Source organism: Brevundimonas sp. R86498, from assembly GCF_044598075.1.
In the GTDB taxonomy this organism is placed as follows: Bacteria; Pseudomonadota; Alphaproteobacteria; order Caulobacterales; family Caulobacteraceae; genus Brevundimonas.
Genome location: NZ_CP139004.1, coordinates 848,992 through 871,021, shown reverse-complemented (window position 1 = coordinate 871,021; position 22,030 = coordinate 848,992). Strand labels below are relative to the sequence as shown.

Here is a 22,030-nt window from a genome sequence, read left to right as displayed (position 1 = left end):
GGCTTGTCGCGCCGTCTGGCGGACGCGTCCAGTGGCGGAGGGGTCGCAGCGCACCGCGTGACGCAAGGCGGGCTGGTAAACAGCCCCTTAACCCTGCCCGGGCACACTGGGCATCCGTTCGTCCGGAGCCGTCCATGTCCGCAGCCCTCGCCATCAGCCAGCGCGCCCTTCTGGGGGCCCGCGTGCTGTGGGATGCGCCCTTCCTCGTGCGCTTCCGGGGTGTGCTGCAGGCGCTGCTGGCCACCCTGCTGATCGTCGCCCTCGTGTCCTGGAACCCCACCGATCCCAGCCTGAATGCCGCCTCCTCGAGCGCTCCGACCAACTGGCTGGGGGCGAACGGGGCCCTGTTCGCCGATCTGTTCATGCAATCCCTCGGCCTCGCCGCCTGGCCGGCGTCGGCCCTGATCGTCGCCTTCGGCCTGGCCGCCGCGATCGGAGACGCCCTGCAGCAGCGGTTGAAGCCCACCCCCCTCAGGGCCCTGGCCGCCAGCGGCGGGGTGCTCAGCCTGTCCGCCGCCCTCTCTGCCCTTGCCGCCCCCACCGCCTGGCCGCTTGCCGCCGGGCTGGGCGGGCTGTGGGGCGATGCCGCTATCGGAACGGTCGAGGCCGCCTTCCGCGCCCTGCAGATTCCCGGAGGCGATGTCATCGGCGGCCTGACCTTCCTCGCGCTCGGCCTGTGGGCCTGCGGCTTCGCCGTGGGCCTGCGCATCGGAGACTTCGGCGAGGCCATGGTCTGGGCCTCAAGCCTGCGCCGTGCGCCCGCCGAGACGCCCCCTGCCCCCGCCCGCCGTCGCCCGGCGCGGCCCGAACCCGAGGTCGCGGCGCGGCCTGCGGAGCGCAAGCCCGCCCGGCTCGAGCTGCCGGAGGACGAGACCGCATCAGAAGACCTGCCGCCCTGGGAGCCCTCGGCGGCTGAGCCTGCCGCCTCCCGCGCCACGGCGACCCCCGAACCGCGCGTCGCGGCGGTCAAGCCGCCCAAGACCTCGAAGAAGGCCGTCGCCGACGATCAGGCGGTGTTCGATTTCGTCCGCCCCGAGGGCGACTTCTCCCTGCCGCCGCTCGCCATGCTGGCCAAGCCCCAGGCCCGCGTCGGCATGGTCGACGAGACCGCCCTCAAACAGAACGCCAAGATGCTGGAGGGCGTGCTGGCCGAGTTCGGCGTCAAGGGCGTCATCGACCAGATCCGCCCCGGCCCGGTGGTCACCCTGTACGAACTGGTCCCTGCCCCCGGCGTGAAGCACGGCCGCGTCGTGGCCCTGTCCGACGACATCGCCCGCTCCATGTCGGCCCGCGCCTGCCGCATCTCGGTCGTGCCCAACCGCAACGCCATCGGCATCGAACTGCCCAACCTGAAGCGCGAGACCGTCTATCTACGCGACCTGCTGGCCTCGGCCGAATACGGCAAGCCGGCCCATATCCTGCCGCTGGCGCTGGGCGAAACCATCGGCGGCGAGCCTTATGTGGCGGATCTGGCGCGCATGCCCCACCTGCTGATCGCGGGCACCACCGGCTCGGGCAAGTCGGTCGGGGTCAATGCCATGATCCTGTCGATCCTGTATCGCCTGTCCCCGGCCGAGTGCCGCTTCATCATGATCGACCCCAAGATGCTGGAGCTGTCGGTCTATGACGGCATCCCGCACCTGCTGGCCCCTGTCGTCACCGATCCCAAGAAGGCCGTCGTCGCCCTCAAATGGACCGTGCGGGAGATGGAGGACCGCTATCGCCGCATGTCCAAGCTCGGCGTGCGCAACGTCGCCAGCTACAACGAGCGCGCCATCGAGGCCCAGAAAAAGGGCGAGCATTTCGAGCGCACGGTCCAGACCGGCTTCGACGATCAGGGCCGCCCGGTCTATGAGTCCGAGAAGATCCGCCCCGAGCCCATGCCCTATCTGGTCGTGGTCATGGACGAGATGGCCGACCTGATGCTGGTCGCCGGCAAGGATGTGGAGGGCGCGGTCCAGCGTCTGGCCCAGATGGCCCGCGCCGCTGGCATCCACCTGATCATGGCCACCCAGCGCCCGTCGGTGGACGTCATCACCGGCACCATCAAGGCCAACTTCCCGACCCGCATCTCCTTCCAGGTCACCTCCAAGATCGACAGCCGCACCATCCTGGGCGAACAGGGCGGCGAGCAGCTGCTGGGCCAGGGCGACATGCTCTACATGGCCGGCGGCGGCCGCATCACCCGCCTGCACGGGCCGTTCGTGACCGATCAGGAGGTCGAGGAGGTGTGCAAACACCTGCGTGCCCAGGCTGAGCCGGACTATCTGGACCTGATCACCGACGATCCCGACGGCGACGGCGACAATGCCATCGACGAGGGTGGCGGGTCGTCGGGCGACGATCTGTATGACCGGGCCGTGGCTGTGGTCACCCGCGATCGCAAGGCCTCGACCAGCTACGTCCAGCGTCGGCTGCAGATCGGCTACAACCGCGCCGCCTCCCTGATCGAACGGATGGAGCAGGAAGGCGTGGTCAGCCCCGCGAACCACGCCGGCAAGCGCGACGTTCTGGCCGGACCACCGCCGGTGGGGTGAGTTCGAGGCCTCCTCCCTCCCCCGACGGGAGGAAGAGGTTCAAAGCCGCCCCGGAACCATCGGGCCTGAACAGGGCTTCATCTCGCCGCCGGATTAAGGTCTAGCTGCCGTCATCGAGACGCCGCGCGGCCCCTTCAGAACGAGAGCTTCAAAATCGTCCCGTCGGCCGGCGCACCCGGACACGGCGGGAAGGAGAAAAGTACGACCATGACCCTGTCCCGCAGAACCCTCGGCCTCGGCCTCGCCGCCATGGCCGGCCTCTCAGCACTGCCGGCCGCCGCCCAGACGGCGTTGTCCGCAGAGGATCGCGCCACGCTCGCGACGGCCCAGACCTATCTGCAGAACCTCACCTCGGCCCAGGGAACGTTCGTGGAAACCGGCGCGGGCGGCCAGACGCGTCAGGGCCGCTTCTGGCTGCAACGCCCCGGCAAGATGCGGTTCGAGTACACCGATCCGGCGGGGCTGCTGGTGGTGTCTGACGGCAACAACGTCAAACGTTATGATCCACGCCTGAACGTCTTCCGCCAGGTGCCGCTGGGGGCCACGCCCCTGTCGACCTTCCTCGCTCGCAATGTCCGCCTCGATCAGGGCGTCCGGATTGACCGGGTCACCCGCATGGCGTCGGGGGCCTTCGCCCTGACGGTGCGGGACGGCGGGCGTCCCAACGACGGCTCGGTCATCCTGGCCTTCTCCGGCACGCCGCTGAGGCTGCAGGAGTGGACCATCACCGATGCCCAGGGGGCCCGGACCCGGACCCGGTTGACCTCCCTGGCCCCGGCCTCGGGCCTGGCATCCAGCCTGTTCGAGCTGCGGGATCCCACACGACGCCCCGGCCGAAACTGACGTCTTCATGAAGAGTCAACCGTGTTCGGAAAATCACACGCAAACTCTCAATTTCTGAATTTGACCTTTTCTGTGGATCGTGTCACCTAGGCCACAGAGTGACGCTGTCGCTCCTTGCGCCGGCGGACGTCATCCCCCCCGACGACGTCGCAAGACAAGGCCTCTTCCCCCGGCGTCCGCGCCGGGGGTTTTTTCTGTCGGGTTGTGCGCTATCGCTCGCCACCACGGCTCCCGGGCCGGCCCTCCCCAGCCCAGAGAGACCATGCTCCGCGTCGCCACCTGGAACATCAACTCCGTTCGCCTGCGCATCGATCAGGTCGCCCGGTTCGTCACCGAGAGCGGCACCGATGTCCTGTGTCTGCAGGAGATCAAATGTCTCGAGGATCAATTCCCCCGAAACGCCTTCACCGACATGGGCCTGCCGCACCTGAAGGTCGCGGGCCAGAAGGGCTGGCACGGCGTCGCCATCGCCTCGCGCCTGCCGCTTGAGGCCTCCGAGACCTTCCAGTCCTGCAAACTGGGACACGCCCGCTGTGTGTCCGCGCGGATCGCCGGGGTCGATATCCAGAATTTCTACATCCCCGCGGGTGGCGACGTGCCGGACCGGGACCTGAATCCGAAGTTCGATCACAAGATGGACTTCTACGAACAGCTGACCGCGACGGTGGCGACCCAGGATCGGTCCCGGCCCCTTCTGATGTGCGGCGACTTCAACATCGCCCCTTCGGAATTCGACGTCTGGAACCACCGCTATATGTCGAAGATCGTCAGCCACACGCCCATCGAGGTCGAGACGCTGAACCGGCTCCAGACCGCCGGAGCCTTCGCGGATGTCGTGCGTGACGCCTTTCCCGAACCGCAGAAGCTGGCCAGCTGGTGGAGTTACCGCGCCCAGGATTTCCGCAAATCGGCCCGTGGGCTACGCCTCGACCACATCTGGACCTCGCCCGGGCTGACGCCATCGGTCGTACCGGGATCGGCGACCATCCATGAACCGGTCCGGGCGTGGGAACAGCCCAGCGACCACTGCCCGATCACGGTCGATCTGGATCTGTGAGCCGATGGCCTAGAACGGGAAGAACACCGGGATGGCAATCATGGCGGCTACCCAGGTCACCAGATTCAGCGGCACGCCGATACGCACGAAATCCATATAGCTGTAGCCACCCAGCTGGAAGACGATGACATTGGTCTGATAGCCGAAAGGCGTGGCGAAGGCAGCGGACGCCGCCATCATCACCCCAACCAGGAAGGGCCGGGGATCGACCCCCAGACTTTCGGCCAGGGCGACGGCCACGGGGGTTATGAGCACCGCGACTGCCGCATTGGACAACAGCTCGGTCGCGAACAGGGTCACGCCGTACAGGATGATCAGTGCCGCCAGCGGCCCCCACGGCCGGATGACATCGATCAACAGGCCGGTCCCCGTCGCCGCGAGCCCGGTAACCTCGATCGAAAGGCCAACCACCACCATCCCGGCGATCAGCAGCAGCACCTCGGGCCTCAGGCCGGCATAGGCCTGTTCTGCGGTGATCACGCGCAGGAGGATGAGGGCAACCGCGCCGGCGAAGGCGGCTGCCGCGATCGGGGCCAGGCCCAGGCCGGCGGCCCCGAGAACGCCGACAAAGATCAGCAGGGCGAGTGTCGCCTTGCGGGCGTCAAAGGGCCGGTCCGCCGCCGCGAACAGTTCGGCGTCACCGAGAAGGCCGTCCCCGGTCTGCTCATGGGGCTGAACAGACGGGGCGGCATCGTCCGATCCACCCAGCAACCGCCCGCCGACGAGGTAAAGGTAGAGCCCTCCGAAGGCGGCGATGACAAGCGCGACGGGTGTGATCTCGAACAGGCCGAAAATCGGCTGGCCGGAATTCCGGGCCATGTCGTTGACCAACAGATTGGTCGAGGTCCCGATCAGGGTGCACGCCCCACCCATGATGGTGATGTAGCTGAGCGGGATCAGATACCGTTTGGGCGACACGTTCAGGGAGGCGGCAACCTCCTTGATGACCGGGGCCGCCAGGACCACGATGGGCGTGTTGTTGAGGAAGGCCGAGGCTCCCCCGCAAAGCACCATGACAACCCACAGGCCGGCGGCTCCCATCCGCGCGCACAATCGGGTCGCCTGCCGGATCAGCAGACCCAGCAGGCCCGAAATCTCGATCGCATAGGCGATGACGAACAGTCCGGCGAGGGCGATGACGGCCGGGCTGGCAAAGGCCCCCTGCACCTCGACCGGGCGGATAACCCCCAGCACCAGCAGCAGGGCCGCAGCCGCCAGGGCAGCCACGTCCGAACGGACACGGCCATGGACGAGGACGCCGACCACGCCGACCAGAATGACAAGGGCTGCGATCTGTTCGAAGCTCATGATCCCTTGCAAACTCCGCGCCGGCCGGAAGGTCAACCTTTTCCGCAGGTCTCCTGCATTTCAGCGTCGCGCGTGCTAGCCTGCAGCCATGAACGGATCGGTCGTGAGTTTCCGCCGCCCGCTCGTCGTCCTCGCGGCGTCCGGGCTCTTCCTCTCAGGTTGCGATCGGCAGGAGCCGACCGACCCGCTGGTCGAGATTCCGCCAGCGATCGAAGCGCCCTCGGCACCCCGCACTGTGCCGGTGGTCACGGTCCTGGATCGAGGGGCCTTGCTGACCGAATTGCGTGAGGCGGCGTCGGCCTATGCGGCCCAGTCCCGGCCGGATGTCGCTGACCCGCTGGTCGGCAAACGCTTTTCGGTTTCGATCGCCTTTGGCTGTTCCGGCCCGGAACCGGTCGTGGAAGGCCAGGCCGAGGGACTGGCCCGAGCGACGCGGGGACCCGAAGGACGAGCGATCCAGCTTTCGATGACGCCTGGCGACTGGACCACGTCTGCTCTGGTCGGGGGCAGTGGCGGAGAAGCCTGGGAGGCTGTCGAGGGGTTCTGGATCACCCGCCCCTGGATGGAACAGCCGGGCTGCCCGGGAGCGACGGCGGACCCTCTCGCCAGCGGACCCGTCGCGCCCTCGCCCCAGACTTTCGGCCTCGCCGCCGTGTTCGACGCCGGGGGATCCCGTCTGGATCGCCGGAATGGCCGCGCCTATGTCGTCTCGGTACGCCCTGAGGGCGAGGCCGACGTCGTCGAGTTCCCTGGACAGGGCTACCGTCTCCGGCTTCAGGGCCGGATGGGTGCCTTCCCCGATGGCCGCGCCATCCGCTGCCGTTCCGCGGGGCCGGAGCAGCGCCCCGTCTGCATCGCGGCCGTCCGTCTGGATCGGGTGGCCTTTGAAGACGCGGAAGGGTCAAGTCTCGCCGAATGGCGGGTAGGGGGCTAGCCCTGCCTCAGGGCTGCAGCCGGTAGCCCCCCGCATCCGTCAGAAGCAGGCGCGTCTGACCCGGCTCGGGTTCGATCTTCTGGCGCAGGCGATAGATGTGGGTCTCCAGCGTGTGGGTGGTGACCCCGGCGTTGTAGCCCCAGACCTCGGTCAGCAGCTCCTCGCGCGACACGGGTTTGGCCCCGGCGCGGTAGAGATACTTCAGGATATTGGTTTCCTTCTCGGTCAGCCGGACCTTGCGGCCCTTCGGATCGACCAGCACCTTTCCGGCGGGCCGGAAGGAGTAGGGTCCGATCTGGAAGACAGCGTCCTCGGATTGCTCATGGCTGCGCAGATGGGCGCGGATCCGCGCCAGCAGAACCGCGAAGCGGAACGGCTTGGTGACATAGTCGTTGGCGCCGCTGTCGAGACCCAGCACTGTATCGGCATCCGAATCCTGACCCGTCAGCATGATGATCGGGGTCGAGACCCCGTCCTTGCGCAGCAGCCGGCAGGCCTCACGCCCGTCCATATCCGGCAGGTCGACGTCGAGCAGGATCAGATCGGCGCGGATCTCGCGGCCCAGCCGCACGCCCTCTGTGGCCGTGGCGGCCTGGACGGTTCGGAACTCCTCGTGCAGCGCCAGCTGCTCGGCCAGGGCCTCGCGCAGGTCGTCGTCGTCGTCGATGATGAGCAGGGTCTTGGCTGGGGGCATCTGTCTAGAATGGCGAGGCTTGGCCCGATCGCCAAGGCGGCAGCGGAAATTCCTCAGGAATCAGCCTCTAGAGGGCACGAGACCGGGGTTTCGTTCCCCGAACAGCGCCGATCCGATCCGCACATGGGTCGCACCCAGCCGGATCGCCGCCTCGAAATCCCCGCTCATGCCCATGGACAGGACACCGAGGCCATTGCGGGCCGCGAGCCGGGCCAGCAGGGCGAAATGCAGGATCGGCTCCTCGTCGGCCGGCGGAATGACCATCAGACCCTCCACCATCAGTCCGGCGGCGCGGGCCTCCGCGATCAGGGAATCGACGTCGCGCGGCGCGACCCCCGCCTTCTGCGGCTCCTCGCCGGTATTGACCTGCACCAGCAGCCGGGGCGAGCGACCCAGACTGTCGGACGCCGCCGCCAGGGCCCCGATCAGTTTCGGGCGGTCCAGGGTCTCGATGACATCGAACAGGGCCACGGCATCCCCGGCCTTGTTGGACTGAAGGGGTCCGATCAGGCGCAATTCCAGATCAGGCAGGTCTGCGCGTCGGTCAGTCCAGCGGGTTTGCGCCTCCTGCACCCGGTTCTCGCCGAAGACCCGCAGCCCCCGGTCCAGGGCCTCGTCGATCGCCGCTGGCGGCTGGGTCTTGGACACGGCGGTGAGGGTGACCGACGCCGGATCACGACTCGCCGCCATCGCCGCTGCTTCCATACGGCCACGGATCAGATCCAGACGGTCCCCGAACTGTTCCGGCATGGACGACGGGTGCGAAGCGGGGGATGAGGCGGGCATGGACGGACCGGAAACAACGGAGGGGGTGGCCCGGCTCTGGGCTGTGGCCGAGGGCTTAGCCCGCTCCGCCGCCGCTGTCAGGGGGGGCGTGGCGTCGCGCGTTCCGCCGCTGCTGTTCTTCACCGATCCCGACCGCACCCCCCGCCCGTGGGAGACGGCGGCCACCCTCCCGCCCGGAGCGGGCGTGGTCTACCGCGCCTTCGGCCGACCGGAGGCGCTGGAGACAGGCCTTCGACTGCGCACCGTCACCCGCAATCGGGGCCTCAAGCTGCTGGTGGGCCTCGACGCCGACCTTGCCGACCGGATCGGGGCTGACGGCCTGCATCTGCCTGAGCGGGCCCTGTCGGCGGCATGGTCCCTGTCCGGCCGCCGACCGGACTGGATCCTGACCGGCGCGGTCCATTCGGTGGAGGCCGCCCTCACAGCCCGGTATCTCGACGCGGTCGTGCTGTCACCGATCTTTCCCGCCGGCGGCCGATCGGCCGATCGCGCCGCGCTGGGCCTGGCGGCGCTGACGCGGGCCAGCACGGGGCCGGTCCCGGTGATCGCCCTCGGTGGGATCACGCCGGAGTCAGCGCAAATTTTGTCAGGGAGCGGAGCCGCCGGTCTCGCTGCGATTGGCGCTCTGACCGATCCGGTCGGCCGCTAGAAGCGAAACAGGGTTTCCAGACGGACCCGGGGCTGGGCCCGACGGTCGGTTTCGGGCGCGCGGGCCGGATCCTGTTCCGGCGTGGCGAGGCCGGCGGCGGCCCCGACCCGCAGTCGTGGCGACAGACGGTAATAGGCCCCGGCCTCGACATCCCCCCAATCGGTCTCGCGACCCACAGGCTGGTTGAGGTTGAAATCCAGACCCCAGCGACCGTTCTCGTTCCAGCGCAGCCCGCGGCGCGGGGCCGACGGCACAGAACGCTGGGCCGAGCCGGCTTCTGACAGGGTCACAGCGGGCGCACGCGAGCGAGCCTGGGCCGAGGCTTCGCCCACCACACCGATTACGGTGAGGAGACCGACAGTTCCAGCGAGCACCGCGCGCAAACTCATTTCCAGCCCTTCGACCCGGCCTTTATAGCGGGGTTCACCTTGTAACATGCGAGGTCTTAATCGCATGTGGACGAATAGACACCGGTTCTCCCGCCGGTCAACGCAACGGGGTCGGACATCTCCGGTTCCCGCGACTCTGCCGGGACTCTGTGGCGCAAGCGTCACGCGAACCAGGCCGAACCGTGTTCGCGCCCCCGGAGATCCGGTTTTCGACGTCCGGAAATGGCACAGGGGAAGGGCTGGTCCCCCTCGGCCTTGTCATCGCCCCTTTTCAGCGTGTTATAGGGTCGCGCGTGGTGAACGGTCCCGGACCATTGAGCCATTCGCCCGCCCCCGCATTCGCGAGCCGGGTGGTCCAGCCCTGATGGAGACGACGTTCTATGGGTTCTGTTCGCGGCAAGACGGTCCTGGCGACCACAATTCTGGTCTCTGGCGGTCTGCTTCTCTCCGCCTGTGGGAGCCTGCCTTTTACCGGTGATCGCTCCGCACCCCGAACGGACGTCCAGCAGGGGATCGGCGTCAATGGCTATCTGTGGCGCGCCACGCTCGACACCCTCAGCTTCATGCCGCTCCTGACGGCGGACCCGTGGGGCGGGGTCGTGAACTACGACTGGTACGTCAATCCCCAGACGCCGAACGAGCGTTTCAAGGCCACGGTCTTCATCCTCGACACCCGTTTGCGCGCCGATGCCCTCAACGTCACCGTGACCAAGGAAGTCCGCGACGCCGCCGGTCAATGGACAGCCGCTCCGGTTACCGCCCAGACCGAGGCCGATCTGGAAAACGCCATCCTGACCCGCGCCCGCCAGCTGAACCTGTCCAACGCGGGCTGATCACACTATCAAGGCCGGCCTGCTTCGGGTTTCCTCCGACAGGAGCCGCCTGAAGGAAAACCGTGTCCGCCTCCCCGACCCGCTACGACCCCAAGACCGCAGAACCCCGCCAGCAGGCCCGCTGGGCGGACGCCAACGCCTTCGTCACCCGTGATACGGGCCGGCCCAAGTACTATGTCCTTGAAATGTTTCCCTATCCTTCGGGGAACATCCATATGGGCCACGCCCGCAACTATGTGATGGGCGACGTCGTGGCGCGCCACAAGCGGGCCCAGGGGTTCGACGTCCTGCATCCCATGGGCTGGGACGCCTTCGGCATGCCGGCCGAGAACGCCGCCATGGAGCGCGGCATCCATCCCAAGGGCTGGACCTACGACAATATCGCAGCCATGCGCGCCCAGCTGAAGCTGCTGGGCCTGTCGCTGGACTGGTCGCGAGAGTTCGCCACCTGCGACCCGGAATACTATGGCCAGCAGCAGGCCTGGTTCCTGGAGCTGCATCGGCGCGGCCTGGTCTATCGCAAGGACGGGGTGGTCAACTGGGACCCCGTCGACAACACCGTGCTGGCCAATGAACAGGTCATAGACGGCAAGGGCTGGCGCTCCGGGGCCCCGGTCGAGAAGCGCAAGCTGAACCAGTGGTTCCTGCGCATCACCGACTATGCCGACGACCTGATCGAGGGTCTCAAAACCCTCGACCGCTGGCCCGAGAAGGTTCGCCTGATGCAGGAGAACTGGATCGGCAAGTCGAAGGGCGCGACCCTGTGGTGGGACATCGCCGAGGTGCCGACCTTCCTGTCCGCCGCCCCCGACGGTCAGCCCAGCCACGACCGCGACCCGATCGAGGTCTATACGACCCGGCCCGACACCCTGTTCGGGGCCAGCTTCATCGCCCTCGCCCCGGACCACCCCTTGACGAAGGCGATCGCCGATCACCGGCCGGACGTCGCGGACTTCGTCAAGGCCTGCGCCCGGACCGGAACCTCGGAGGCCGATATCGAAAAGGCCGAGAAGCTGGGCGTGGATCTGGGCGTGCGCGTCCGCCATCCGTTCGACCCCGAAAAGACCCTGCCCGTCTGGGCCGCCAATTTCGTCCTGTCGACCTATGGCTCCGGGGCCATCTTCGGCTGTCCGGCCCATGACCAGCGCGATCTGGATTTCGCGCGCAAATACGGTCTGCCAGTGACTCAGGTCGTCCAGCCAGAGGGCGACGAGGCGATCGAGATCGACACCGAAGCCTATACGGGCCCCGGCCGCATCGTGAACTCCGACTTCCTCAACGGCATGACCATCGAGGACGCCAAGGCCGCTGCGATCGCGAAAGTCGAGGCAGCCGGTCAGGGCAAGGGCGCGACCATCTATCGCCTGCGTGACTGGGGCGTCAGCCGCCAACGCTACTGGGGTTGCCCCATTCCGATCGTCCACTGCGCGTCCTGCGGTGTGGTCGAGGTCCCCGCCGACCAGTTGCCGGTCGTCCTGCCCGACGATGTGACCTTCGATGTGCCCGGCAATCCGCTGGATCGCCACCCGACGTGGAAACACGTCAAATGCCCGTCCTGCGGGGCCGACGCCACGCGCGAGACCGACACCTTGGACACCTTCGTGGACTCCAGCTGGTATTTCGCCCGCTTCACCGACCCCACGGCGGCCGAGCCGATCAACAAGGCGGCCGCCGATCGCTGGCTGGCCGTCGATCAGTATATCGGCGGGGTCGAGCATGCGGTGTTGCACCTGCTGTACGCCCGCTTCATCACCCGGGCCCTGTCCGACGCCGGCATGCTGTCGGTGAAGGAGCCGTTTGCGGGCCTGTTCACCCAGGGCATGGTGGTCCACGAGACCTACAAGTCCCGCAATGGGGCCTGGCTGGCCCCGGACGAGGTCGAGAAGCGCGACGGTCAGTGGGTTGACCGCGCGCTGGGTCAGCCCGTCATCGTCGGCGACATCGAGAAGATGTCCAAGTCGAAGAAGAACGTTGTCGCGCCCCAGGAAATCCTCGGCACGCACGGCGTGGACGCCGGTCGACTGTTCGTCCTGTCCGACAGCCCGCCCGAGCGCGATGTGCAATGGACCCCGGGCGGTGTCGAGGGCGCGAGCCGTTTCGTCCAGCGCGTCTGGACCCTGTTCGACGGCTTCGACCCGGCAGCAGTCGGTGACCCGATCGTGGACGCGGCTCTGCTGAAGGAGACCCACAAGGCCATCAAGGCTGTGTCGGAAGGCGTCGAAGGTTTCCGCTTCAACTCCGCCATTGCCAAACTCTATGCCTTCGTCGCCACCCTGCGCGACTACGACACGGCCTCCGGGGCGGCGAAGCGCGAGGCGCTCTCGGCCCTCGCCCGTCTGATCGCGCCATTCACCCCCCACCTGGCCGAGGAAGGCTGGACCCGGCTGGGTGAGGCCGGGATGGTTCTGGATGCACCCTGGCCCGTCTTCGATCCGGCCTTGGCCGCCGATGACGATGTGGTCCTGCCGATCCAGATCAACGGCAAGCGGCGGGGCGAGATCACCATGCCGCGCGGCGCCGACCCCAAGGCCGTCGAGGCCGAGGCGCTCGCCAATCCGGCGGTTCAGGCCTATCTGGAGGCTAACAGCCAATCGATCCGCAAGGTGATCGTCGTGCCCGACCGTATCGTCAATCTGGTGGCCGGATGAGCGGCGCCGGCGAGCATGCCGGAGCGTGGTCGGCTTCGGCAGCGGTCGCCTCCGCCTGTCTGCTGCTGGCCGGCTGTGGCTTCACCCCGATGTATGGAGATGCGACTGGCTCGCCATCGCTGGGCCGGATCGCCATCTCGGCCCAGGACGACCGGCTGGGCTATCGGCTGCGCGAACAGCTGGAGGACGCCCTCGGGTTTGATCGCGCGGTTAGCCCGCTCTATCGCCTCGAGACCGTCGCCGAGCAGAACCGTCGCCCGCTGGGCCGGCGGATCGACGACACCGCCACCCGCTATGAGCTGACCGTGCGCGCGGTCTGGACCCTGACCCCTGTCACGGGTGGATCGGCCCTGACCGGCAGTGAGACGGTGACGACCACCTATGCGGCCGCCGACCAGCCCTACGCGGCCATCGCAGCCCAGCAGGACGGCGAGGACCGCGCGGCCACCGAACTGGCCCGGCTGATCCGGCTGGACGTCCTGCGGGCCCTGTCCACCCCATGATTCTGGCCAAGCGGCCCGAGGTGGACCGCTTTCTGTCCCGGCCCGACGCCGGGATCCGCGCCGCGGTGATCCATGGCAAGGACCGCTCCGGCGTGGCCGAACGGGCGGAAATCCTCTGCAAGGCCATCACGCCGGACCTGAACGACCCGTTCAATGTCACCCTGCTGACCGACAGCGACATCGACGGCGACGAAGCCCGGCTGGAAGAGGCCCTGACCGCCCTGTCGATGATCGGCGGGCGTCGTCTCGTCCGCGTCCGGCTGGGGGGCGACAAGACCTCGGTCGACAAGATGCTGGCCGCAGCGCTCAAGACCCACGGCGACGGCGGCTACAATCCCGACGCCATGCTGGTGATCGAAGCCGGAGCGCTGGGTCGGGACTCAGCCCTGCGCAAGGCGGCCGAGGCCGGCAAGGCCTCGGTCGGCATCGCCTGCTACGAGGATGAGGCCGGGGATATCGCCCGGATGACCCGTGAGGCCCTCGCGGTTGACAAGGTCGGCCTGACCAGCGACGCCCTCGCCGCCTTCGTCGCCCGCCTGCCGAGGGAACGCGGCCTGATGCGGCAGGAGATCGAGCGGCTGGCCCTCTATGTCGGCCCCGGTTCGGGCCGCACCATCGATGTGGAGGAGCTGGAGGCCCATCTGGGGGTCGAAGCCGACGCCTCCCTGTCCGACGCCGCGCTCCAGGCCTTCGGGGGCCGCCCGGCCCCGGCCCAGGGCGGTCTCCGACGGGCTCTGGCTGAAGGCGAGAGCGCGGTCATGGCGGTGCGCTCGGCCTCCATCCATCTGGGAAAGCTGCGCCGGATCAATGTCCTGCAGGGCTCGGGGGCCGGGGCCAAGGAGGCCGCCAAGGCCGCGGGCGTGTTCTGGAAGCAGGAGGCCGAGATGCTGCGTCAGGCCCGCGCCTGGCGGCTGGAGGAGCTCGACATCGTCCAGGACAGCATCAACACCGCCGATGTCGCGACCAAGACGACAGGCATGCCCGAGCATCTGATCGCCGAGCGGTTGCTGCTGGAGATCGCGGCCCGGGCCCGCCGACTGGGCCTGTAAGCCGGGCTCTAGCCGCGCTTCGAGGCCTTGCGGAAGGCGGGTTTCGCCAGGGCTGCGCTCTTCGCGGCGACAGCCCGTTCATCGGCCTTTCCGCCCCCCATGCCGGCATGGGCAGGCGCACTGCCCTTTTTGGCGGCGAGGACGCGCTTCAGCGCTTCGGAGGCAGTCTCGGGCGTATCGGTCATGACCCACCCTATCACAGTACCGGCCTCAGGGCCGCATCAGTCGCCGGCACAGATCGTCCAGCTGTTCCAGACTGCCCCACGAGAGGGTCAGCTCGCCCTTCCCGCCCCGGTCGACCATGACGACCTTGAGACCCAGCGCATCGGCCAGATCCTGTTCCAGGGCCGCCAGATCGGGCGAGGATGCTCCGCCCGACGTGGCCTTACCCGGCTTGCCCGTTCCGGAACCCTGCTCGGCCTTGCGCGCCAGGGCCTCGGTCTGACGCACGTTCAGGCCCTGGGCCACCACCAGATCGGCGAGGGCGTCGGGATTGCTCGCCGTCAGCAGGGCCCGGGCATGTCCGGCGGACAGTCGACCCTCCAGCACATGATCCCGCGCCCCCGGCGTCAGCTGGGTGAGGCGAAGCGTATTGGCCACGTGGCTGCGCGACTTGCCGACAATGCCGGCGACCGCGTCCTGGGTCCGTCCGAAACGCTCCATCAGCAGCGCATAGGCGCTGGCCTCTTCCAGCGGGTTGAGGTCGGCGCGCTGGACGTTCTCGATGATCGCGACTTCCAGCACCTCCAGATCGTCCATCTCGCGGACGATGATCGGCACCTGGGTCAGACGCGCGGCCTGTGCGGCCCGCCAGCGGCGTTCGCCGGCAATGATCTGCCAGCGACCGTCCTCACCCGGTTGAGCCCGAACCAGAATGGGTTGCAACACACCCTTGTCGCGGATCGACTGGGTCAGCTCCTCGTGGTCGGCCTTGGTGAACAGCTTGCGCGGCTGATCCGGGTTGGGCTTCAGCGCCTCGACCGGGACCGACTGGACACCGGCCGGCAGGGCGGCACCCTCTGCCACCGACACAGCTTCATTGACGGGTTCGCCCAGCAGGGCCGACAGACCCCGACCTAGACCGCGTTGACGTTCAGACAAACTCTTGATTCCGTTTCTTTATCAGGCAGCGAGACGACGACGCTCGCGGCCCACGACTTCCTTGGCGAGCCGCAGATAGGCCTGGCTGCCGGTGCATTTCAGATCATAGATCAGGACGGGCTTTCCAAAGGACGGAGCCTCCGAGACCCGGACGTTGCGGGGGATCACCGCCTCATAGACCTTGTCGCCAAAATGGGCCCGGACATCCGCCGCGACCTGTCCCGACAGGGCGTTGCGGCGATCGAACATGGTCAGGACCAGCCCCTGGATCTCCAGCGTCGGATTCAACGATTGACGCACCATCTCGATGGTCTTCATCAACTGTGTAAGTCCCTCGAGGGCGAAGAACTCGCACTGCAGCGGCACCAGCACCCCGTCGGCCGCCGCCATCGCGTTCAGCGTCAGCAGGTTCAGCGAGGGGGGACAGTCGATCAGCACATAGTCATACGCGGTATGGCCGTCCTGGCCCTGTGCTGCGAGCGCGTCCCGCAGCCGGAACGACCGGCGATCGGCCTGGCTCAGCTCGATCTCGACGCCCGACATGTCGTGATCGGCCGGAATGATATCCAGCCCCGGAACCGCCGTCTTCACCGCCGCATCATGCACCGAGCGGCCATCAACGATGACATCATAGATGGTTATCCGCCGTGTTTCACGTGGAACACCCAGACCGGTTGAGGCATTCCCCTGGGGATCCATATCCACGATCAGGACCTTCTCCCCGATCGCGGCCAGGGCCGTGCCCAGATTGATCGCCGTCGTCGTCTTGCCGACGCCGCCCTTCTGGTTCGACACCGCGAGCACGCGGGGGAGCCGTCGACCCTCAGGCCGGACCGGGGATGTCTGGGTCATGCTAACCACGGTGTTGATTCCCACGGGGACGAAGGCTCCGGACGGTGACGATACGGCCGCGCGGATCGCTCCGCGATACCGTCAAGCCTGCATCCACATGCCAGACCCGAGCCGCCTCCCGCAACTCAGCCTCGGCCTTCTCTCCCTTGAGAAACAGACCTTGTGCACCGCGCGCGAGACAGGGCTGTGCATAACCCAGCAGCTTGTCGAGCGGCGCGACCGCCCGGGCCGTCACAATGTCCACCGTGACCGTCTGGGCCTCAGCTCGCCCCCAGATCACCGTCGCCGGAAGACCGAGATCGTCGACCACGGTCTGCAGAAAGCGGCAGCGCTTCTGCAGGGAATCGATCAGCCAGACATGCGCGCCCGGCCGGTCCTTCAGCAGGATCGCCAGGACCACGCCCGGAAAACCCGCCCCGGCCCCGATGTCCGCCCACCGCCGCGCCTCGCCCGCCAGATCCAGCAACTGGGCCGAGTCCCAGGCATGGCGGTTCCAGAAGTCCGGCAGGCTGTCGGGCCCGACGAGGTTCATCACCGCATTGGCCTCGGTCAGCAAGATGCGAAACCGCCCGAGCTCGGCCATCCGCTCCGGCGTCGCGCCCGTCAGGGCCTGAAACTCATCTTCAGTCATCAGGCGGCGACCGCGGCCTTCTTCACGTGCGACAGCAGGGCCGTCAGCGCCCCCGGCGTCACCCCCTCGATCCGCCCGGCCTGCCCCAGGGTCCGGGGCTGAACCCGGGCCAGCTTCTCGCGCACCTCGTTCGACAGCCCGCCGATGGCCGCGTAGTCGATCCCGGCCGGGAGCGTCAGCGCCTCCTCGCGCCGCAGCGCCTCGGCATCCGCCGTCTGCCGATCCAGATAGCCGGCATAGCCCGCATCGATCTGGACCTGCTCCCGCACCGCGGCGCTCCAGGTTCCGATCGCCGGCCAGGCCGCCTCGAAAGCCGACAGGTCGACCCCCGGATAGGCCAGCAGATCGCGCATCGACCGGCGCTGGCCATCGGCATTGACCGGAATGCCCAAGGTTTGCGCCTCATTGGGCGTGAACCGCGTCTCGCGAACCAGAGCCGTCGCTTCCGCCAACGCCGCCGCCTTGGCCCCGAACGCCGCAGCCCGGGAGCCGGACACGATTCCCGCCTCGATCCCGAGGGGGGTCAACCGTTGATCCGCATTGTCGGCCCGCAGCGTCAACCGGTACTCGGCCCGGCTGGTGAACATCCGGTAGGGCTCGGTCACACCGCGTGTGACCAGGTCGTCGATCATCACCCCGATATAGGCTTGGTCCCGCCCCAGAACGATTTCCGCCGATCCGGCCGCCGCACGGGCCGCGTTCAGACCCGCAATCAACCCTTGAGCGCCGGCCTCCTCATACCCGGTCGTACCATTGATCTGACCGGCCAGGTACAGGCCCGGCCGGGCCTTGACCTCCAGCGCTGGTGTCAGGGCCCGCGGATCGACGTAGTCGTATTCGATCGCATAGCCGAAGCGGAACACCTCGACCGCTTCCAGCCCCGGCATGGTCCGCAGGAAGGCCGACTGGGTCTCGGGCGAGACCGAGGTCGAGATCCCGTTCGGATAGACCGTCGGGTCGTCCAGACCCTCCGGTTCCAGAAACACCTGGTGTGAGGTCTTGTCGGCGAACCGCACCACCTTGTCCTCGATCGACGGACAATAGCGCGGCCCCCGCCCCGTCAGCCGGCCACCATAGACGGCGCTCTCGCCCAGATTGGCGGCAATGATGGCGTGCGTCTCTTCGGTCGTGTGGGTGATGCCGCAGGCGATCTGGGGGACATCGATACGCTCGGTCAGGAAGCTGAACGGCACCGGCTCGGCATCGGCCGCCTGCATTTCCAGCTGATCCCAGGCGATGGTGCGCCCGTCCAGTCGCGCCGGCGTCCCGGTCTTCAGCCGCCCCATCGGCAGGCCCGCGCCATACAGGTCGGAGGCCAGCCCGGTCGAAGGGGCCTCGCCGTGCCGCCCGGCAGGTATGCGTTCATCGCCGCGATGGATGACCCCGTTCAGGAAGGTCCCGGTCGTCAGGACCACCGCACCGGCGCTCAGCTCCACACCGTCGCCCGTGCGCACCCCGACCACCCGGTTGCCGTCCAGGATCAGGGCCTCGGCTGTCCCGGCCCTCCGGGTCAGATTGGGGGTCTTCGCCAATTCGGCCTGCATGGCCTCGCGATACAGACGCCGGTCAATCTGGCTGCGCGGCCCGCGAACGGCCGCGCCCTTCGACCGATTCAGCATCCGGAACTGGATGCCCGAGACATCGGCCAGTCGGCCCATCAGCCCGTCGAGGGCGTCGATCTCCCGAACCAGATGCCCCTTGCCCAGACCGCCGATGGCGGGGTTGCAGGACATCTCGCCGATCGTCTCCAGCGACTGGGTCAGAAGCAGGGTGCGCGCGCCAAAGCGGGCCGAGGCCGCGGCGGCCTCACAGCCGGCGTGGCCACCGCCGATGACGATGACGTCGAAAGAAGAAGTTGCGGACATGGTCGCGGACATAGGGGAAAACGCGTTCCGGCGCCACGGCCGCTCTGTTTCACGTGAAACAGAGCCACTGCAGGGCTGACCTATTTACCGATGCAGAACGTGGAGAAGACCTCCCCGAGCACATCCTCAACCCCGATCGCCCCGGTCACCCGCGCCAGCGCGGCCGCCGCCCGGCGCAGATCCTCCCCCGCCAGTTCCGGAGCATCGGCCAGACGGGACCGGCCCGCCCTGATGGCCTCCAGCGCCTCGGTCAGCCGGCGCCGGTGCCGCTCCCGGGTCACCGGCGGAAAATCCGCTCCCGACAGATCGCGAGCGAGCCGGTCGGCCAGGGCGTCCTGCAGCGCCGTCATCCCGGCCCCGGTCACGGCGCTCACCCTGTGCCCATTACCGGACGGGCCGTCCTCAAGATCCGCCTTGGTCCAGACGGTAAAGTCGTCCGTCCGGGCAAAAGCCGCCGCATCACCCTCCGGATCCCCCGGTGCCCGAACCCACAGTCTCAGATCCGCTGCCTCCGCCCGCACCCGCGCCCGCCGGACCCCCTCGGCCTCCACCGGATCGGCGCTGTCGCGCAGGCCGGCGGTATCGGACAGGGTCACGGCATAGCCCCCGATGTTCAGAACGGCATCGATCACATCCCGCGTCGTCCCGGCGATCGGCGTGACAATGGCCGCTTCCCGCTCGACCAGGGCATTGAACAGCGCCGACTTGCCGGCATTGGTTTCCCCGATCAGCACGATGCGATAGCCGTCCCGGATCCGTTGCCCCCGCTCCGCGTCCGCAAGCGCGGCCGCCAGATCCCCGATCAGCCGATCGAGGACGGGGCCTGCCGTCATGGCCAGATTGTCGGGCACATCTTCATCGGGAAAATCGATCTCGGCCTCAACCAGCGCCAGCGCCGCCAGCAGGTCGCGACGAAATCCGCCATAGGCCTCCGACAGCGCCCCACCCAGCTGGGCCAGGGCCTGGGCCGTCTGGGCCGTCGTCTCGGCGTCGATCAGATCAGCCACAGCCTCGGCCTGGGCCAGGTCCATCTGCCCGTTCCCGAACGCTCGCCGGGTAAACTCCCCCGGCTCCGCCGGACGCAGGTTGAGCGCGATCAGGGCCGAAGCCACCGCTTCGACGACCGCGCGGCCGCCGTGGAGATGCAGTTCAGCACAGTCCTCGCCGGTATAGCTGTGCGGTCTGGCAAAGCGGAGCACGAGGGCCTGATCCAGAACCACGCCGCCGTGCCGCAGGGTGCGCAGACTGGCCATCCGGTGCGTCAGACCGGGGGCCCCGAGGGCCCCGAGCACGCGCTCCGTGTCCGGCCCCGAAATCCGGATCACCGCGATTGCCCCCCGACCGGGGGGCGTCGCGAGCGCGAAGATAGTGTCGGTCATCATAAGCGTCTCCTCCCTGTCGCGCAGCGATGGGGAGGTGGCACGACGCGGCTTCGCGTCGTGACGGAGGGGTTCTTGCCGGCGGTCAGAACCCCTCCGTCAGCTCGCGAAGGGCTCGCTGCCACCTCCCCGTCGGCTCTGCCGACTCACTTCTGGGTCGTCACCGCGGCCTGCATCAGCTGACGGAACTGTTCCTGGGCCTGAACGCCGAAACTGGCCCAGGACTTCATCAGCTCCTCGGGCTGCATGGCGGCGAGATTGGCGTCCATCCGCTTCTGCATCTCAGCGACCAGATGGTCGTTGAGTGGCTGCACATCGGGCAGGCCGAGAAAATGGCGTGCCTCCGCCGGCGTGCAGTCGATCTCCACATTGACCTTCATGGCGCGTCGCTCCGTGTTTCACGTGAAACATAGTCCAATCCGAACCAACCGTCAGGTGTTCATGGACTGGAAGAAGTCGGCGTTGTTCTTGGACTGACGCAGCTTGTCGAGCAGGAATTCGATCGCGTCCTGCGGGCCCATCGGGTTCAGGATGCGGCGCAGGACATAGGTCTTGGTCAGCTGATCCTTCGGCGTGATGAGCTCTTCCTTGCGGGTGCCGGACTTCAGCACATCGATCGCCGGGAAGATCCGCTTGTCGGCCACCTTGCGGTCCAGCACGATCTCGGAGTTGCCGGTGCCCTTGAACTCTTCAAAGATCACCTCGTCCATCCGCGAGCCCGTGTCGATCAGGGCGGTGGCAATAATGGTCAGGCTGCCGCCCTCTTCCACGTTCCGCGCGGCACCAAAGAAGCGCTTGGGCCGCTGCAGGGCGTTGGCGTCCACGCCCCCCGTCAGAACCTTGCCTGACGAGGGAACCGTGGCGTTGTAGGCCCGGCCCAGACGGGTCACCGAGTCCAGCAGGATGACGACGTCCTTCTTGTGCTCGACCAGACGCTTGGCCTTCTCGATCACCATCTCCGCCACGGCGACGTGACGGGTGGCCGGCTCGTCGAAGGTCGAGGCCACGACCTCGCCCTTCACCGTGCGCTGCATGTCCGTCACTTCCTCCGGGCGTTCGTCGATCAGCAGGACGATCAGCGAGACCTCGGGGTGGTTGGCCTCGATCGACTTGGCGATGTTCTGCAGCATGACCGTCTTGCCGACCCGCGGCGGGGCCACGATCAGGCAGCGCTGGCCCTTGCCGAGGGGGGCGACGATGTCGATGACGCGGCCGGACCGGTCCCGGAGGGTCGGATCCTGGATCTCCATGATCAGCCGCTCGTTCGGATACAGCGGCGTCAGGTTGTCGAAATTGACCTTGGTGCGGACCGTTTCGGGGTCCTCGAAATTGATCGTGTCGACCTTCAGCAGGGCGAAATAGCGCTCGCCCTCGCGGGGGCCGCGCACCGCGCCATGCACCGTGTCGCCCGAGCGCAGCCCGAAGCGGCGGATCTGCGACGGCGAGACATAGACATCGTCCGGACCCGGAAGATAATTCGCGTCGGGCGAACGCAGGAAACCGAAGCCGTCGGGCAGCATTTCCAGCGTGCCCGAGGCGATGATCTCGACCTCTTCATCAGCCAGGGTCTTCAGGATGGCGAACAGGAGATCCTGTTTGCGCAAGTTCGAGGCGTTCTCGATGTCCAGCTGTTCCGCAAAGGCCACCAGCTCGACCGGCGACTTGTCGTTCAGCTCCTGCAGGGTGATCCGGCCGGACGGGACCACGGACTCGCCATCGTCCTCCGCGTCATCCCCGATATCGGCGGCGACATCGGCGTCATTGGCCCCGTCCGTCTGGGACGTATCCTGACCCGTGGCCTCGCCGTCGGCGGTCTCGATCTCGGGGGTCTCGTTCGGGGTGTCGGTCGCTTCGGTCATGTCGGAACTCGGATTCACGCCGTCTTGCCCGGCGTCGGGTGACGTCGGGCGGAGACGAATGGAGAGGTCTGGCCTTTCGGCCGAGGGGAACGCCGGGTCCGAGGGCGGCACGG

21 protein-coding genes are annotated in these 22,030 nt (G+C 67.8%); 9 read left to right on the top strand and 12 right to left on the bottom strand.

The genetic code is table 11. The features are described 5' to 3' along the window. Window positions 1-134: 134 nt before the first annotated feature. The 3 genes from SJY26_RS04395 to xth all read left to right on the top strand — a co-directional run bounded on the left by SJY26_RS04395 (window position 135) and on the right by xth (window position 4,437). On the top strand, window positions 135-2,537 hold the full coding sequence (locus SJY26_RS04395; protein WP_396594935.1) for a DNA translocase FtsK 4TM domain-containing protein: 2,403 nt from the start codon (window positions 135-137) through the stop codon (window positions 2,535-2,537). 207 nt (window positions 2,538-2,744) lie between these two features. Continuing rightward, complete coding sequence (locus SJY26_RS04390; protein ID WP_396594934.1) at window positions 2,745-3,380, top strand: outer membrane lipoprotein carrier protein LolA; 636 nt, start codon at window positions 2,745-2,747, stop codon at window positions 3,378-3,380. Between the two features lie 262 nt (window positions 3,381-3,642). Then, entirely contained in the window at window positions 3,643-4,437 is a 795-nt protein-coding gene (gene xth, locus SJY26_RS04385; protein ID WP_396594933.1) for an exodeoxyribonuclease III, read from the top strand. Between the two features lie 9 nt (window positions 4,438-4,446). Here xth and SJY26_RS04380 read toward each other — a convergent pair whose 3' ends face one another. Next, window positions 4,447-5,745, bottom strand: coding sequence for an SLC13 family permease (locus SJY26_RS04380; RefSeq protein ID WP_396594932.1), 1,299 nt, complete (start codon window positions 5,743-5,745; stop codon window positions 4,447-4,449). A gap of 103 nt (window positions 5,746-5,848) precedes the next feature. Between SJY26_RS04380 and SJY26_RS04375 the strand changes: the two genes are divergently transcribed. Continuing rightward, window positions 5,849-6,679, top strand: a complete 831-nt coding sequence (locus tag SJY26_RS04375) for a hypothetical protein (RefSeq protein WP_396594931.1) — start codon at window positions 5,849-5,851, stop codon at window positions 6,677-6,679. A 7-nt stretch (window positions 6,680-6,686) separates the two neighbouring features. Here SJY26_RS04375 and SJY26_RS04370 read toward each other — a convergent pair whose 3' ends face one another. Then, complete coding sequence (locus SJY26_RS04370) at window positions 6,687-7,373, bottom strand: response regulator transcription factor (RefSeq protein WP_396594930.1); 687 nt, start codon at window positions 7,371-7,373, stop codon at window positions 6,687-6,689. A gap of 60 nt (window positions 7,374-7,433) precedes the next feature. After that, the gene (locus SJY26_RS04365) at window positions 7,434-8,123 is read right to left on the bottom strand and encodes a YggS family pyridoxal phosphate-dependent enzyme (RefSeq protein WP_396595700.1); all 690 of its coding nucleotides are present in this window, start codon (window positions 8,121-8,123) and stop codon (window positions 7,434-7,436) included. A gap of 34 nt (window positions 8,124-8,157) precedes the next feature. Here SJY26_RS04365 and SJY26_RS04360 point away from each other — a divergent pair, with 34 nt between their 5' ends. Then, on the top strand, window positions 8,158-8,808 hold the full coding sequence (locus SJY26_RS04360) for a thiamine phosphate synthase (RefSeq protein WP_396594929.1): 651 nt from the start codon (window positions 8,158-8,160) through the stop codon (window positions 8,806-8,808). On the opposite strand, the gene SJY26_RS04355 is transcribed toward SJY26_RS04360, so the two are convergent. After that, window positions 8,805-9,197, bottom strand: a complete 393-nt coding sequence (locus SJY26_RS04355) for an NtrZ family periplasmic regulatory protein (RefSeq protein WP_396594928.1) — start codon at window positions 9,195-9,197, stop codon at window positions 8,805-8,807. The genes SJY26_RS04360 and SJY26_RS04355 overlap by 4 nt on opposite strands. A 380-nt stretch (window positions 9,198-9,577) precedes the next feature. Between SJY26_RS04355 and SJY26_RS04350 the strand changes: the two genes are divergently transcribed. The 4 genes from SJY26_RS04350 to holA all read left to right on the top strand — a co-directional run bounded on the left by SJY26_RS04350 (window position 9,578) and on the right by holA (window position 14,230). Beyond that, a complete protein-coding gene (locus SJY26_RS04350) occupies window positions 9,578-10,030 on the top strand; it encodes a DUF3576 domain-containing protein (protein ID WP_396594927.1) in 453 nt (150 codons plus the stop codon). Window positions 10,031-10,092: 62 nt separating this feature from the next. Next, a complete protein-coding gene (gene leuS, locus SJY26_RS04345) occupies window positions 10,093-12,678 on the top strand; it encodes a leucine--tRNA ligase (protein WP_396594926.1) in 2,586 nt (861 codons plus the stop codon). Then, a complete protein-coding gene (gene lptE / locus SJY26_RS04340) occupies window positions 12,675-13,181 on the top strand; it encodes an LPS assembly lipoprotein LptE (RefSeq protein ID WP_396594925.1) in 507 nt (168 codons plus the stop codon). The genes leuS and lptE overlap by 4 nt, the downstream gene beginning before the upstream one ends. Further along, window positions 13,178-14,230 carry a DNA polymerase III subunit delta gene (holA, locus tag SJY26_RS04335; RefSeq protein WP_396594924.1) on the top strand — a complete coding sequence of 351 codons (1,053 nt, stop codon included), beginning with the start codon at window positions 13,178-13,180 and terminating at the stop codon, window positions 14,228-14,230. Before lptE ends, holA begins: the two co-directional genes overlap by 4 nt. Before the next feature lie 8 nt (window positions 14,231-14,238). Here the strand turns inward: holA and SJY26_RS04330 are convergent, their stop codons facing one another. The 8 genes from SJY26_RS04330 to rho all read right to left on the bottom strand — a co-directional run bounded on the left by SJY26_RS04330 (window position 14,239) and on the right by rho (window position 21,917). Continuing rightward, window positions 14,239-14,415: a hypothetical protein gene (locus tag SJY26_RS04330; RefSeq protein WP_305639792.1), complete on the bottom strand. Its 177-nt coding sequence runs from the start codon at window positions 14,413-14,415 to the stop codon at window positions 14,239-14,241. Between the two features lie 25 nt (window positions 14,416-14,440). Then, entirely contained in the window at window positions 14,441-15,331 is an 891-nt protein-coding gene (locus SJY26_RS04325) for a ParB/RepB/Spo0J family partition protein (protein ID WP_396594923.1), read from the bottom strand. A 21-nt stretch (window positions 15,332-15,352) separates the two neighbouring features. Next, window positions 15,353-16,183: a ParA family protein gene (locus SJY26_RS04320; RefSeq protein ID WP_396594922.1), complete on the bottom strand. Its 831-nt coding sequence runs from the start codon at window positions 16,181-16,183 to the stop codon at window positions 15,353-15,355. A gap of 1 nt (window position 16,184) precedes the next feature. Beyond that, complete coding sequence (gene rsmG / locus SJY26_RS04315; protein WP_396594921.1) at window positions 16,185-16,814, bottom strand: 16S rRNA (guanine(527)-N(7))-methyltransferase RsmG; 630 nt, start codon at window positions 16,812-16,814, stop codon at window positions 16,185-16,187. Further along, window positions 16,814-18,679, bottom strand: a complete 1,866-nt coding sequence (gene mnmG / locus SJY26_RS04310) for a tRNA uridine-5-carboxymethylaminomethyl(34) synthesis enzyme MnmG (protein ID WP_396594920.1) — start codon at window positions 18,677-18,679, stop codon at window positions 16,814-16,816. Before mnmG ends, rsmG begins: the two co-directional genes overlap by 1 nt. An 80-nt stretch (window positions 18,680-18,759) precedes the next feature. Then, on the bottom strand, window positions 18,760-20,058 hold the full coding sequence (gene mnmE, locus SJY26_RS04305) for a tRNA uridine-5-carboxymethylaminomethyl(34) synthesis GTPase MnmE (protein ID WP_396594919.1): 1,299 nt from the start codon (window positions 20,056-20,058) through the stop codon (window positions 18,760-18,762). 146 nt (window positions 20,059-20,204) lie between these two features. Further along, the gene (locus SJY26_RS04300; protein ID WP_396594918.1) at window positions 20,205-20,438 is read right to left on the bottom strand and encodes a DUF6489 family protein; all 234 of its coding nucleotides are present in this window, start codon (window positions 20,436-20,438) and stop codon (window positions 20,205-20,207) included. A gap of 51 nt (window positions 20,439-20,489) precedes the next feature. Beyond that, on the bottom strand, window positions 20,490-21,917 hold the full coding sequence (rho, locus tag SJY26_RS04295) for a transcription termination factor Rho (protein ID WP_396594917.1): 1,428 nt from the start codon (window positions 21,915-21,917) through the stop codon (window positions 20,490-20,492). Between the last annotated feature and the right edge of the window lie 113 nt (window positions 21,918-22,030).